This is a genomic window from Flavobacterium sp. ALJ2 (genome assembly GCF_015594725.1).
Taxonomy (GTDB): Bacteria; Bacteroidota; Bacteroidia; order Flavobacteriales; family Flavobacteriaceae; genus Flavobacterium.
Genome location: NZ_JADNRC010000008.1, coordinates 1 through 14,583 on the forward strand (window position 1 = coordinate 1; position 14,583 = coordinate 14,583).

Consider the following 14,583-nt stretch of genomic DNA (forward strand, 5'->3'; position numbering starts at 1 on the left):
TGTCTGATGTTTTCATTACACTTGTGCTTTAGTGTATCGCTATTTCAGGACGGGACAATTTTATGTTTAAAAAAGAATGCAAAAAGAAATGTATTTCTTTCGCATAGCTAGGCGATGTGTGTTTTAAATAAGTAAAAGATCTTTATTGAGAGTTCAAAAAGCCTGTTGAATTCTTGCATCCATGTTTGGATCACTTTATGATGTAAATATTCAGAAATGTGATTATAAAATTATTTTTGATTGCAAGTTTTAATCTAAAAGATGTAACATTTTTTTTAAATTTAGACCAATATTGTTACATGCTTAGATGCGATAATAAATAACATTTTATTTAAAATAATAACAATAAGTTTGTGAAACAATAAAACCTTATTTAAAAATGAAAAAACACAATAGTAAGAATTTGCTATTTGCAATTCCTGCAATATTAGGATTTGCAATGTGCCAGGCACAAAGTCAGGCACCTTCAGTACCAGGCATTGACGTGTCCTTGATGGGTAAAAATGTAAAACCAAACGAAGATTTTTTCCGTTATGTAAATGGCACTTGGTTGTCAAAAACCGAAATCCCTAGTGATAGGACAACTTGGGGGAGTTTTAATGAGTTGCTGAAGAAAACAGATGCAAATTCACTAGCTATTTTAAAAGAGGCGTCGAAAAACCCAAAATATAAATCAGATACAGATCAAGGGAAAGCAATAAACCTTTTTAATGCGATACTAGATACTGTTGGAAGAAACAAACAAGGTATTACACCTTTAAAGCCTTATCTTAAAAAAATAGAGGCAATAAAAAATACTGCCGATTTAGAGAAATTCTTAATTGAAATGGAACCTATCGGTGGAATTGGTTTTTTTGGAGTATATGTAAGTGCTGATGATAAAAATAGTACCAAAAATTCAGTAAGTCTTGGTTTAGGAGACTTAGGTTTGCCAGATAAAGATTATTATACAGCAGAAGATAAAGATTCTAAAGAAAAACGTGAAAAATACGTGCTCCATATAGCTAGAATGCTGCAGTTTATCGGGGAAAATCCAGCAGTAGCTAAACAAAATGCTGAAAAAATTCTAGCGTTAGAAGTCGAAATGTCTAAACCAAGATTAGATAGAGTAGAACGTAGAGATAATAGGTTACTGTACAATCCAACTTCTATTGCCGATTTGCAAAAAATGACACCAACCATCAATTGGAAAAATTATCTTTCGGGAATTGGATTGGCTAAAGTTGATACAGTTATAGTATTACAACCAAGATATATGAAAGCTTTAGAAACTGTTTTTAAAGAAAATAAAGTAGCAGCTTGGAAAGAATATATGAAATGGTCTTTACTAAGAGCTACTGCATCCCAATTATCTACAGAAATTGAAATTGCAAATTTTGATTTTTATGGAAAAACACTAACAGGAGCAATCAAACAACGTCCACGTGAAGAAAGAGCACTTCAAGTGGTAAATCAAACAGTTGGAGAAGCATTAGGTAAATTATATGTAGAGAAACTATTTCCAGCAGAAGCTAAAATAAAAGCTCAAAAAATGATTCAAAATGTGATCTTAGCATACCAAAATAGAATAAATAATTTAACTTGGATGTCTGCTGAAACAAAAGTTAAAGCGAATGAGAAATTAAATAAGATTACTGTAAAAATTGGTTATCCAGACAAATGGATAGATTATTCAGCTTTACAAATTAAAAGTCTTGCAGAAGGTGCAAGCTATTTTGATGACATGAGAAGTTATTCTAAATGGAGTTTTGAAAAAGGGCTTTCCGATTTGAATAAACCAGTAGATAAAACAGAATGGGGAATGTCTCCACAAACTGTAAATGCGTATTACAATCCATCCTATAATGAGATTGTATTTCCAGCAGCAATATTACAACCCCCTTTTTATAATTACCAAGCAGATGAAGCCGTAAATTATGGTGGAATAGGTGCAGTAATCGGACATGAAATTTCTCATGGATTTGATGACTCAGGAGCACGTTATAACGCAGATGGAAACCTAGTTGATTGGTGGACAGAAAATGATTTGAAAGAATTCACGAAATTAGGAACAGCACTTGCAGATCAATATAGTGCTTTAGAGCCACTTCCTGGAATTCATGTAGATGGTAAGTTTACTTTAGGTGAAAACATAGGCGATCTAGGTGGAGTCAATGCAGCTTACGACGGATTACAAATGTATTTGAAAGCAAATGGAAATCCTGGATTAATCGACGGATATACTCCAGAACAACGTTTCTTTATTTCTTGGGCAACAGTTTGGAGAACTAAATCACGTGATGAAGCTTTAAAAAATCAAGTAAAAACAGATCCGCATTCTCCAGGAATGTACCGTGCTTATGTGCCAATTCAGAACATGGATGCATTTTATGAGGCATTCTCTATTAAAAAAGGAGATAAAATGTATATAGAACCAGAGAAAAGAGTGAAAATCTGGTAATTTCAATTGTAACAAAATAGGGGCAGTTTATTCAAAGCAGCCCCTATTTTTATGTAAATAGAGTCTCTGCACCTTTGCCTATAAGGACATCTGCACCTTTTTTATGGCTTTTTTGCAAAAGTATAATGGAGTACATTTTCTATTTTAGCACTCGATATTATCTTTTTAGTGCTTTCTTTCTCATGAATGAATTTAGGTAAAGCCAAATTTTGTTCCCTTGCTTTTTGAGTATAGTATTCTTCGCGGGAAGGGTGAAAAGGAGCAACAGCATTATATATCTGATCCCATGAGTTTGATTCTATTATTTTCAGAATAATACCTATACAATCTTCTAGGTGTATAAAATTGATTGGCGCTTCAGGGTTTTCAATGTTTTCTTTTCCAGCTAGAAATTTTATAGGGTTTCGGTCTTCACCAATTAAACCTCCAAAACGTAGTATTGTAGTTTTAAAATTGGTATTCCTTAACAAAAGAATTTCGGAAATAGCTAGTTGCTTGCCACTTTCAGAATCAGCATTAGTTTTAGTTTCCTCAGTTACCAATACATTGTTTTCACCATAAACAGATGTTGAACTTATAAAAAGTACTTTTTCGATTGTTGATTCTTCAATAAACGGAATTAAAAAAGCAATTTTGTCTACAAAACTCTCCGTATTATCACCACGCAATTTGGGCGGGATATCGATAATAAGAATAGAGCTTTCGTTTAAAAAAGAATCTATTTCGAGTGATAAGCTTTTGCCGAAAAGGGAATTAACTTCGTTAAGATTGATATTTATTAAAAACGGATTAATCCCAGATTCTTCTAATAACGCTATTTTTTCTGATGTGGTTGTAGATCCTTTTACCGAAAAATCTTTTGCTATCATTGCTTTTGCTAAAGGAAATCCAAGCCATCCACAACCTAAAATACTAATTTTTGTCATTTTGTTTTTAAATTCAAAATTAAGGAACAATTACAGTACTCGGTTTCAAATTTTTATTTGCAACATTCAAACTATCCTTAGAGATTGTTACAGTTGAGGTTGAATCCAAAACGACTTTCGAAGGTTTTATTTTTTCCTTAATAACAACTGCGTCATTTAGCACAAAAGGAGTTGGCATCATCCAAGAAGCTCTTTTGTTAACATTAAGCAATGGGTTGGTCAATAAGTCAAATGAGCTCTCTATTAAAGTCATGTCAAAAACGGTTTTAGTATCAATACTAAATTGCATTATAAGCGGTTCGTTATTAATAACATAATAACTCAGGACTTTAGCGCCCTTTCGTGCCAATTGATCCCCTTTTTGTCCAAGCGAAGCTGTTCCGTTTGCTTTAAAATTATTGAAAGTCATTTTTGTATTGCCAAAAATATCGTAACGGTTTACATTTCTGTTAGGAGTAATTTTAATTTTTAAATATCTTGTATTTCCTTTAATGCTATCCAAAAGGAAACTAACTGTAGGTTTGGATAAGTTTATTTTTGGAGCGTCGGCGCTGTATGTAAATCCAGAACTGTATTTGCTAAACAGTGGAAGGTTGTTTAAAGCAATGGCATCTTTTGGATCTTGACCTAAGTACTTCTTAGTCCACTCATCTAAGTTAATATCATAGGTTGCCCATTTAGATGTATTATTATCTGCATTATAGATGTACAATAAGCTATTCGATTTTGCTTTTCCGTTTTCATAGCCAGAAGTATAGCCTCCCCAAGCAAAACACGCGATAGAAGCTATAAAAAAGAGTAGCGCCCAAATTCCCTTTTTTAGGAATGAACCGAAAATAGGAAGTAATAACCCGAAGGTTAGAACAGTTAGAATAGCACTTCCAAAAAGAACTTTTAATCCTAAGCCAATTGGAAACATATGAATAAATGGAGCAATAATTAATAAAGCAGGAATGCTAAATAAAAGACTAATAAATAAATTCGTTTTTTGTGTAACTACATAAATTGCAAATAGAAACAATCCGAAGTAAACAGGAATGATTAAAAAACCTGCGCCTTTTAAACTATATGCCAGTATTGCATTAATTATTATCCATAAGAATAATGGGGCAATAAAATGGTTCATTGTTATTTTTGCATCAGAGAAACTATTGTAAAAAGAAAAACAAATACCAATTGTCAATAGTACAAAAGCGGCGATATAGACATGGCCATTATAGGTAAAGCCATTTAGCAAGTCATTGTACTGAGGATAAATTTGTAAAATGATTTTCCAACCTAAAAAAGTAACAAGACCAGCAATAGCGATAGCTCCCATTAAAGGGACAAAGCCTCTGAATATTTCGCTGAAGGTGATAATTTTTTTAGCTTTTCCTATAAAAATTAATAGCACAAAAAGGCCTAATGCAATAAGAGTCATTGGTAAAACCCATGCAAAAGGGTAGTTTATAAATGTAAATGGAATGGTAAAATAAACAAAGTCTTCTGCAGTTGGAGCCTGATTTAAATTTGCATTCGAAAAATATTTCATCAAAGGCATTAAGTAACTGCCTTGATGGGTTAGACTAGTTTCGTTTAAATGAGCAAGATCATCTTGTTGGGTATGATAATTAAAATGGTCATCTATAAAAGCAAAATTAAATCCTTGGATATCACCTTGTTCTCTGAAAACAGTTAAGTCGGTATCATTAGGTAGCATTTTGTAAATACTGTACATAAGCGAGTTTGATACAGGATAAGTTGTTTTTGCTTCAGCAAATTCTTTAACCAGTCCAGCGTTTCCGCTATTAGTTTCCATCAGCATATAGCTAGGACCAGAAGTACCACGAGCTTCAAAATTTAATACTAAACCTACGTCTTTTGCCCATTGATGTTGCGTTACAAAAAGAGCAGCACCGTTTAAGCCTAATTCTTCAGCATCGGTAAAAAGGATGATAATATCATTTTTGTGTTTTTCCTTACTGTATAAAAAAGCACGGATACCTTCTAAAATAGTAGCTACTCCCGATGCATCATCGCTTGCGCCAAGAGAAACTGAATGAGGCGCACTGTCATAGTGAGAGAGTAATAACAAAGCTTTGGTATTATTAGACCCTTTAATGCGCGCCATGATGTTTTTTGATTTCACCAAATTCCCCCAGTCACTTAATGTAAAGCCTTCCTGAACGGAAGTTTCTAATCCAAGTTCTTTTAATTCCGATTCAATATACTGTACGACTATTTCATGATTTGCCGAACCAACATAATGGGGTTTTTTAGCAATTTCTTTTACATGAGATAAAGCTCTGTCAGTTGAAAACTCGGCAAGTGCTTCCTCTCTCTTAGGAACCCATTGTGGTTTGAGAGTAACATAAATAAAAGCTAGCACAGCAATAATGACTAGAATGGATAAAACGAAATGGATGTTTTTTTTCATGTGGTATTTGGGGGCTAAAGTTCTTTCTTAACAAGCATAAAATAATCGTTCTCCAAAGAACGGTATCCCTGATCATATAAAAAATAGTAGGTGTTTCCGGTTTTGGTTTCCAGAATATTGGTAATAAATTCAAAATCAAATCCTTTACTGAGCATTTTACTTCTTGTAGTTTTTGATTTTCCTTCGGTATTTAGTTCTGACAATATGCGATAGTTTTTTCGTAACTTGTTGTTTACGTTACGCATAAAGTTTGAACTGTCTTTGTTCATTTTATTATTATAAGCATTGCGGCAATTGTCGGAGCAGAATTTTTTATCCTCTCTGCCTACAATTTTTTCAGAGCATTCCAAGCATTTTCTCATGGATTTACTTTTTATACTATTAATTCAGCTGGATTTGTTTTGTTATTTTGAGCGAATAAATAGTTTTATTTTGTTAACATTGTTCCTGCTTTTGTCTTTATCTCTCCACTGCGTTACGAGGATATTGGCTCTATAAGGGCTAATGAGGATTCTTGTTTCTCTTATCCTATTTCTTATGAATTTAATTTTTTAACTTGATATAGATCATGTCGGCGGTCTTTCAAAATTCGAACGCTACCATGTTCGTGAATGTCTTTCAGTAAATCTAAATCTACATCAACAATAAGTGTCATTTCTGTATTAGGTGTTGCTTCGGCTTTTATTCCGTTGCTAGGAAATGCAAAGTCCGAAGGTGTAAAAACGGCAGCTTGAGCATATTGAATATCCATATTATTCACCTTAGGTAAATTACCAACACAACCAGCAATAGCAACATAACATTCGTTTTCTATAGCTCGAGCTTGTGCGCAATGTTTTACTCTAATATAGGCATTTTGAGTATCAGTTAAAAAAGGAACAAATAAAATATTCATACCTTCATCTGACATGATTCTCGAAACCTCAGGAAATTCGACATCATAACAAATCAGAATTCCTATTTTGCCACAATCAGTATCAAAGGTTTTAATTTCAGAGCCTCCTTTCATTCCCCAATGTTGTACTTCGTTCGGGGTAATGTGTATTTTACGATACATCTCGGATGTTCCGTCACGTTTGCACAAAAAACCAACATTGTATAAATTACCGTTTTCCATATAAGGCATACTACCAGTAATAATATTGATATTATAGGAAATAGCAAATTCTTGGAAACGTTTGCGAATAGGGTCAGAGTGTCTTGCTAATTCACGTATTGCTTCAGCTTCAGATAAATGATTGTAATCGGCCATAAGAGGCGCTATAAAAAGTTCAGGGAATAAAGCAAAATCACTTCCGTAACCCGAAACAACATCGATAAAAAATTCCGATTGCTCAAAAAGAGCTTCTATATTGTTTAATTGGCGCATTTGCCATTGTATTAATCCAATTCTGATAATGCTTTTGTCTAGATTGATTAACTTAGGACTTTCATCATAATAAACATTATTCCATTCTAGTAAAACTGCAAACTCCATTGAAGCTTCATCGCCTTCCAGATAATTTTTCATGATTCGGATAACGTGAAAATCATTACTTAACTGAAACGAAAGTACAGGATCGTGTAATTCTTTATGTTTTACTTTATCTATATAATTTTTTGGAGACAATTTTTTAGCATGTTGAGCATAATTAGGAATTCTGCCAGCAAAAACTATTGCTTTTAGGTTCAGTTGCTCACATAGCTCTTTTCTGGCATCGTATAAACGTCTCCCTAAACGCAATCCGCGGTAATTAGGATGAATAAAAACATCAATTCCGTACAAAATTTCCCCATTTTTATTGTGAGTCGAAAATGTATAGTCGCCTACGATTTGAAGATAATTATGTTTTTTGTCAACTAGCTTTTCGTCTACAATGAGTGATAATGCAGATCCAACTACTTTACCATCTACAAGAATCACCAATTGACCTTCAGGGAAAATCTCAAGCAATTTTTCAATATGTTCTACTCTCCAGTAAGAGTCCGCCATTGCGGGGTAAGATTCTACCATAGAATTCTTAAGCTGTTTGTAATCCTCAAATTCTAAATTTCGTAATTCTACTTTATTAATTTTGGCCTGCATATTGTGAGATTTTCCTCAAATATAATGAATTATTTCCATTTACAAACGCTTACAAGTAGTTACAGTCGAAAGTAATTAGTTACCAACCGATTAGCCTTAAATCATGTTGCATCTTTGCCTTGTTGATTTCAGGGTGATTTCAATATTATATAAACATTTAAATAGTATAAGCCATGAGTACATTAAGAAACAAAGTACAGTTAGTAGGAAACGTAGGAAACGATCCAGAAATTAAAAACCTTGAAGGTGGTAAAAAGTTAGCCAATTTAATAATTGCTACAAATGACAGGTACACCAATGACAAAGGAGAAAAAGTAGAGCAAACAGAGTGGCATCGTCTTGTTGCTTGGGGGAAAACTGCTGAAGTTGTCGAAAAATATGTCGTTAAGGGTAGAGGAATTGCAATTGAAGGGAAATTAACTCATCGAAGCTATGATGATAAAAATGGTGAAAAACGCTTTATAACCGAAGTTGTTATAACCGAACTTCTCTTGTTAGGAAATAAATAGAAAAGTACTGTAAATATTTAAAAGCCCTATAAGATTCATTTTATGGGGCTTTTTTGCGTCTTTGTTTTAGGGTAATTAGTAGTGATTCAGTTCATTATGAATACTATTTAATCAGTTTTATTCCTGCCAATTAGATAAAATAATTTACCTTTAATAAAAAAACAACTTAGATTTAAGGATACTTACTACTTATAAATCAAGTATTTTAAGCAAGAATCTCCTCTTCATCATTGGTTTGATTATTTATTTAAGAGTTTAATAGTTTGCTAATATTTTAATAATCACTTTAAAATTTAATAAAATGAACACAAGAAGAAAAGCCTTATTGATACTACCAATTATAGTTTTGAGTTTAATTTATAGTTGTGGTCCATCTGTAAAAGTCACAAACGATTATGATCGATCAGTTGATTTTTTGCAGTATAAAACATTTGCAGTTTATGATTTAAAAGCACAAGAAGGACAAATGAGCCAGTTGAATGCTGATAGAGTGACAAATGCGATTCGAGTTGAAATGATTAACAAAGGGTTTGCAGAAGTGATTACTAATCCTGATTTAAAAATTAATGCGGTTACAATTTTAAAAGACAAAAAAAAGGTTACGTCAAATTCTGATTTTTATGGATATGGCGGGATGTATCGTCCGTATGGATATTGGGGCGGAGGCATGATGACAGGTGTAACAAGTTATAATACGTATGATTATGTCGATGGGTCTTTGATAATAGATATAGTTTCTGCTAAAACACAAAAGCTGATTTGGCAAGGAATAGGTAATACCGAACTGGATAAAAGACCAGATAATCCAGATGAATTTATAAGTTCTTCGGTTAAGAAAATTTTAGCTGGTTTTCCTCCAGGATCAAGCATAAAATAATATGCTGTAGCATAAACGTTGTCAAACCTGAGACTGTCTGAAAAGTAATTTTTAGGCAGTCTTTTGTTTTTGTAGGTTTTTATAGATTAACAAAAAAATTATAAAAACATTAACGGTTTAATTCCAAACAATCTGTTTTATATTTAATTGATTTGTAACAAAAAATAAATTATCACCACTAATTTATCAAAATCATTAAATAATTATTATGTATAAATTTTCAATGAAATCAGTATTCGCTGCATCTGCCTTTATGGTAGGAGTGAGTGGCTGTTTTGCGCAAGACGTATTAGTAAATTCACTTAAATTAAACGCTAGCGAAAAAAGCAAAGAGAACTTCAAATTTACCGAAGTAATTAACTTAGGGACAACATCCGTAAAAGCGCAAGGATCATCTGGTACATGCTGGAGTTATTCGACAAACTCATTTCTTGAGTCTGAAATGATTCGTTTAGGAAAACAACCTGTTGAATTGTCTCAAATTTTTTCTGCAAGAAATGTGTATGTTGAAAAAGGGGTAAATTATGTACGTATGCACGGAGCAATTACTTTAGGTGATGGTGGAGCTTTGCATGATGTTATTAATATGTATAAAAAATACGGAACTGTGCCTAGAGAAGTTTATACAGGATTAAACTACGGAACAGATAAAAATAAATTTGCAGAAATGGGAGCTCTTATCGAAGGAGTTTTGACAGCTGTAGTTAAAAATCCAAACGGAGAGTTAACGCCTAACTGGCAAAAAGCATATGCTGCTGTTATTGATTCTTACTTAGGAAAAGTGCCGGAAAACTTTGCTTACAAAGGAAAAAACTATACACCACAATCATTTGCTAAAGAGGTGGTAGGGATTAATCCAGATGAATATGTAGAGATATCTTCATTTACTACTTCTCCATATTATCAAAAAACAACTATGATGGTTCCAGACAACTGGTCATTAGATCAAGTGTATAATGTAAAAGTAAATGATATGACAGATGTTATTGACAATGCTTTGAAAAAAGGATATACAGTTGCTTGGGCAACAGATGTAAGCGAAAAAAGCTTTAGCTGGAAAAACGGTGTAGCGTATGTACCTACTAAAAAATTCGATGACATGACTACAGATGAAAAAGCAAACATGTTTAATGGACCAAAAGAAGAGCCTGAAATTACTGCCGAAATGCGTCAGACTGCTTTTGATAATTATACAACAACAGACGATCACGGAATGCATATTGTTGGTTTAGCCAAAGATCAAACGGGTAAAGAATACTATATCGTTAAAAATTCTTGGGGAGAAACAAATGACTACAAAGGCTTCTTGTTTGTGACTAAAAATTTCGTGAAGTATAAAACTACTGCTCTTATGGTAAACAAAGGTGGGATACCTACTGATATTGCTAAGAAGTTAGGAGTTTAAGTTAATTAGAACTTTTAAAATATAAAGAAAGCGCTACAAGAAATTGTGGCGCTTTTCTTTTTAAATATGTTCTTAATGAATTAATTGTTTAGATAAAATGTATATTTGAAATCATTATATATTAAATATTTTTTCTAGAGTATTGCAATGAGAGAGCATCAATTATTTAGATTTAGTCATTTGTATTACGTAAATACATAAAAATCAGTAAGCATGAAAAGTCAGGAAATTATAGATCTTTTTCGACAATTTGAAGAAGTTGCATCAAACATAGAAGGAGTTGAATGTTGGAGTGCAAGAGAATTGCAAAAATTATTAGGGTATAGTAAGTGGGAAAATTTTGATAAGGTTATTAAAAAAGCAAAAGACGCTTGTGCAAATGCAGGAGAAGATGTCAATAATCACTTTCCTGATGTCGGGAAGGTGATAGAAGCAGGAAAAGGTGCTCAGCATTTTATTGATGATATTGCGCTAACTCGTTATGCTTGTTATTTAATTGCTCAGAATGGAGACAGTCGTAAAGAACAAATTGCTTTTGCTCAAAATTATTTTGCTGTTCAAACAAGAAGAGCAGAAGTCATTGAGCAACGTTTATTGGAATTTGAAAGAGTAAAAGCAAGAGAAAAACTTACTCAAACTGAAAAACAGCTTTCTGGAATATTATTTGAGCGCGGTGTTGATAATAAAGGTTTTGGAATAATACGTTCTAAAGGAGATCAGGCATTGTTTCGTTTATCAACATTGCAACTTAAGAAGAAAATGGGAATTCCGGATAATAGACCAGTTGCTGATTTTTTGCCCACAATAAGTATCAAAGCTAAGGATTTAGCAGCAGAAATGACTGGTTTAAATGTACAGAGTAAAGATTTAAAAGGCCAAAACAAGATCGAAAGCGAACATATTGAAAATAATAAAGCAGTAAGAAACATGCTTACACAAAGAGGGATTGTGCCTGAGAATCTTCCTAAGGATGAGGATGTTAAAAAAATACAACGGAAGTTAGATAGTGATGATAAAAAAGTATTAAAAGATGCTAAAAAGAAAAACAAATAAATGTAATTTTTTAATTCCATCGAATTCGACGGAATTAAATATATGAGAAGTTTTAATAAAAACGAAAAGCGCTACAAGTAATTGCAGCGCTTTTTTTTGGTTTAAAGATGATGATTTGAAGAATCTTTCTTCTCTCAATAATATATTTTACAAAGGGTTATTTCCCTTTCAACAACTTCTCCAAATACTCCACTTTCTCTTTTTCAGCCAAAACCAAACGTTCGTAAAGTTCTACAACTTTATCAAGAGGATTGAATGTTGGCTGGTATTGAATATTTGCATTCATTGATGCATTATCATGATTGTTAACTGTGTTTCCAATAATATTAAAAACTGCTTCATCTGAAAAGTTTTTAATTGCTTCAGCGGAAACTCCTAATACTTCAGCGATTTTTTGAAGTTTTTCTTCATCAACAATTTCGCTTCCTTCAATATTAGAAATAGATTGCTGACTTATGCCAATTGCTATTGCAAGTGCTTCTTGTTTCATTCCCCTAAGTTCTCTGATTCGGCTTATATTTCTGCCAATATGTTTTGATTTTGTTGCTGTATTCATAGTTCAAAGATATTTAAAATTCTTGATAAATTATCTACATGGTAAAACACAAGCTTGCCTTGGTTGGATACAATTTTGAATGTTTTGAAGTAGTATAATTTATTGTTTAATTGCAATTTGTTAAACAAAAATACAATTTTTCGGACAAGTAGTATTTAAAAGCAAAAAAATATAAATATGCAAAAAGAAAATTATACTGTATCACATCATGATGATGTAATGGTAGCTGTAGCAAAATTCCTTTCAGAACTTTGGTTCGAAGGAGAGTTTAGGGATCAACCGGATTATTTAGCAGAAATTTTTGAAGATATCCTCAAAACAGAACTTGGTGATGACCTCGATCTGCGAACTAAAATGATAGGTTGTATCAAAACATGTAAGATGTTGGTAAAGGCGCTTGAGCCGTTCTCTGATGCGCAAATAGAAAAAGCTTGTATTGAGATCATCGAAGCTTAATTTTGTTTGTTGTGGGGCTTAATTTTGGCTAACCGTTAAGTTATAAAGTTGAGCCGTTTTTTTACCGCAAAGCCCGCAAAGTTAAAAGCGCAAAGTTCGCAAAGCTTAATGATTTTTGATAACTCCACAGGTTTTCGTATTGATTCGTTTCTTTGCTTGGAGAGTAAATAATGTAAACAAAGTGCATAAAGAATAGATTGGCTGAATAAGGTACAAAAAAAATACCACTTACAATTTGTAAGTGGTATTTTGAAGCTCCCTCTCTTGGGCTCGAACCAAGGACCCTCTGATTAACAGTCAGATGCTCTAACCAACTGAGCTAAGAAGGAATCACCTTAAAGGTAAATATGTTTGCTAAAAAAAGTTGCTCCCCCTCTTGGGCTCGAACCAAGGACCCTCTGATTAACAGTCAGATGCTCTAACCAACTGAGCTAAGGAGGAAGTTGTTGTTCTTTTTAGCGAGTGCAAATATATAAGATTTTTTGCTTTCAAAAAAACTTTTTCACACTTTTTATTAATTTTTTTTACTTCCCAACGATTGCTTTATAAATGTCGTTACCATTAGCAAATAAAAGCAATGTGATAAGTAAGACAAAGCCAACCATTTGCGCATTTTCTAAGAATTTATCACTCGGTTTTTTGCCACTAATAATTTCGTATAATAAAAACATTACATGACCACCATCAAGAGCAGGAATCGGCAATAAATTCATAACTCCAAGCATAATTGATAAAAGTGCAGTAATAGACCAGAATACTTCCCAGCTCCAATAACTCGGAAAAATATTGTAAATAGCAGCAAAACCACCTACTTGTTTGTATGCTTTTGTTTCTGGATTGAAAATCATTTTAAGCTGTTTTCCGTAACCTACTAATTGGTTTTTCCCTTTTTCAATTCCAACAGGAATCGATTCAAAGAAACTAAATTCTTTAGTGCTTACTTTATAATAGCCTAATTTTTCTAACGAATCCATTCCTAGCGTACCAACATTTACATTAAGCTTGCCATCCTTTGATATGATAAGATTAACAGGAGTATCCTTTTGGTTTCTTAAAACGGTTGCAGGAACAGTTTTTCCTTTGTTATTTTCTATAAAGGTTTTTGCCTCGTCGTAATATTTTACTTTTTGTCCATTAATAGAAGTAATCATATCTTTTGGTTGCAAAGCAGTATTTGCAGATTCTGGAGCAATTGCTGCAATTACAAATGGCATTCTTATAGAAACAAGCGGGCTTTTTTCATGTTTTGATAATTGGTCAACAAGGTCATTTGGCATGTTGATAGTTTGCTCAACGCCATTTCTTTCAATAATAACTTGTTTTGACATCACTAAATCCATGTTTAACTGATTGTCAAAATTCGCTACTTTTTTACCATCAATGGCAAGAATTTTATCACCAGTTTTAAAACCAGCTTTAATCATAACAGGATTTTCAATTGAAAGGCCATCTTTTATGTCGGCATTGGCAACATAAGTTTCGCCATAAGCAAAAGCCATTCCGATATAAATAATAAATGCAAGAATAAAGTTTACAGTAACTCCACCCAACATAATGATTAAACGTTGCCAAGCTGGTTTAGAACGAAATTCCCAAGGTTGTGGCGGTAAAGCCATTTGTTCCTTGTCCATGCTTTCGTCAATCATCCCAGATATTTTTACATAACCACCTAGAGGTAACCATCCGATTCCGTATTCGGTATCGCCAATTTTCTTTTTTAGAAGAGAATATTTTACATCAAAAAACAAATAGAATTTTTCGACTCTTGTTTTAAATAATTTTGCAGGGATAAAATGCCCTAATTCGTGAAGAATAATAAGTAATGATAAACTCAATAAAAATTGAGAAAGCTTGATAACTATATCCATTGTTTAATTTTA

12 protein-coding genes and 2 tRNA genes are annotated in these 14,583 nt (G+C 32.9%); 6 read left to right on the top strand and 8 right to left on the bottom strand.

Features of this window, described 5'->3' with window-relative positions:
- Nucleotides 1–379: 379 nt before the first annotated feature.
- Nucleotides 380–2,440 carry a M13 family metallopeptidase gene (locus tag IUY40_RS10600; RefSeq protein WP_195736843.1) on the top strand — a complete coding sequence of 687 codons (2,061 nt, stop codon included), beginning with the start codon at nucleotides 380–382 and terminating at the stop codon, nucleotides 2,438–2,440.
- Nucleotides 2,441–2,541: 101 nt separating this feature from the next.
- Here the strand turns inward: IUY40_RS10600 and IUY40_RS10605 are convergent, their stop codons facing one another.
- The 4 genes from IUY40_RS10605 to IUY40_RS10620 form a co-directional block, all read right to left on the bottom strand.
- Nucleotides 2,542–3,366, bottom strand: a complete 825-nt coding sequence (locus IUY40_RS10605; RefSeq protein ID WP_195736844.1) for an SDR family NAD(P)-dependent oxidoreductase — start codon at nucleotides 3,364–3,366, stop codon at nucleotides 2,542–2,544.
- Between the two features lie 19 nt (nucleotides 3,367–3,385).
- Nucleotides 3,386–5,782: a M20/M25/M40 family metallo-hydrolase gene (locus tag IUY40_RS10610; protein ID WP_195736845.1), complete on the bottom strand. Its 2,397-nt coding sequence runs from the start codon at nucleotides 5,780–5,782 to the stop codon at nucleotides 3,386–3,388.
- Between the two features lie 14 nt (nucleotides 5,783–5,796).
- On the bottom strand, nucleotides 5,797–6,144 hold the full coding sequence (locus tag IUY40_RS10615) for a hypothetical protein (RefSeq protein WP_195736846.1): 348 nt from the start codon (nucleotides 6,142–6,144) through the stop codon (nucleotides 5,797–5,799).
- Between the two features lie 173 nt (nucleotides 6,145–6,317).
- Nucleotides 6,318–7,847 (bottom strand): bifunctional GNAT family N-acetyltransferase/carbon-nitrogen hydrolase family protein, encoded by a 1,530-nt coding sequence (locus IUY40_RS10620; protein ID WP_195736847.1) that lies wholly within the window; start codon nucleotides 7,845–7,847, stop codon nucleotides 6,318–6,320.
- 173 nt (nucleotides 7,848–8,020) lie between these two features.
- On the opposite strand from IUY40_RS10620, the gene ssb reads away from it, so the two are divergent.
- The 4 genes from ssb (at nucleotide 8,021) to dinD (ending at nucleotide 11,691) form a co-directional block, all read left to right on the top strand.
- Entirely contained in the window at nucleotides 8,021–8,356 is a 336-nt protein-coding gene (gene ssb / locus IUY40_RS10625; RefSeq protein WP_195736848.1) for a single-stranded DNA-binding protein, read from the top strand.
- A gap of 301 nt (nucleotides 8,357–8,657) precedes the next feature.
- Nucleotides 8,658–9,233: a DUF4136 domain-containing protein gene (locus IUY40_RS10630; RefSeq protein WP_195736849.1), complete on the top strand. Its 576-nt coding sequence runs from the start codon at nucleotides 8,658–8,660 to the stop codon at nucleotides 9,231–9,233.
- A 208-nt stretch (nucleotides 9,234–9,441) separates the two neighbouring features.
- Nucleotides 9,442–10,638: a C1 family peptidase gene (locus tag IUY40_RS10635; protein WP_195736850.1), complete on the top strand. Its 1,197-nt coding sequence runs from the start codon at nucleotides 9,442–9,444 to the stop codon at nucleotides 10,636–10,638.
- A 213-nt stretch (nucleotides 10,639–10,851) separates the two neighbouring features.
- On the top strand, nucleotides 10,852–11,691 hold the full coding sequence (gene dinD / locus IUY40_RS10640; RefSeq protein WP_195736851.1) for a DNA damage-inducible protein D: 840 nt from the start codon (nucleotides 10,852–10,854) through the stop codon (nucleotides 11,689–11,691).
- A gap of 157 nt (nucleotides 11,692–11,848) precedes the next feature.
- On the opposite strand, the gene IUY40_RS10645 is transcribed toward dinD, so the two are convergent.
- A complete protein-coding gene (locus IUY40_RS10645; RefSeq protein WP_195736852.1) occupies nucleotides 11,849–12,247 on the bottom strand; it encodes a helix-turn-helix transcriptional regulator in 399 nt (132 codons plus the stop codon).
- Nucleotides 12,248–12,424: 177 nt separating this feature from the next.
- Between IUY40_RS10645 and IUY40_RS10650 the strand changes: the two genes are divergently transcribed.
- The gene (locus IUY40_RS10650) at nucleotides 12,425–12,703 is read left to right on the top strand and encodes a hypothetical protein (protein ID WP_195736853.1); all 279 of its coding nucleotides are present in this window, start codon (nucleotides 12,425–12,427) and stop codon (nucleotides 12,701–12,703) included.
- A gap of 255 nt (nucleotides 12,704–12,958) precedes the next feature.
- Here the strand turns inward: IUY40_RS10650 and IUY40_RS10655 are convergent.
- From IUY40_RS10655 to rseP, 3 genes are all read right to left on the bottom strand, one after another.
- A tRNA-Asn gene (locus IUY40_RS10655) sits at nucleotides 12,959–13,032 on the bottom strand.
- 38 nt (nucleotides 13,033–13,070) lie between these two features.
- Nucleotides 13,071–13,144 (bottom strand) — tRNA-Asn (locus IUY40_RS10660).
- An 83-nt stretch (nucleotides 13,145–13,227) separates the two neighbouring features.
- On the bottom strand, nucleotides 13,228–14,571 hold the full coding sequence (rseP, locus tag IUY40_RS10665; protein ID WP_195736854.1) for an RIP metalloprotease RseP: 1,344 nt from the start codon (nucleotides 14,569–14,571) through the stop codon (nucleotides 13,228–13,230).
- Nucleotides 14,572–14,583: the final 12 nt, after the last annotated feature.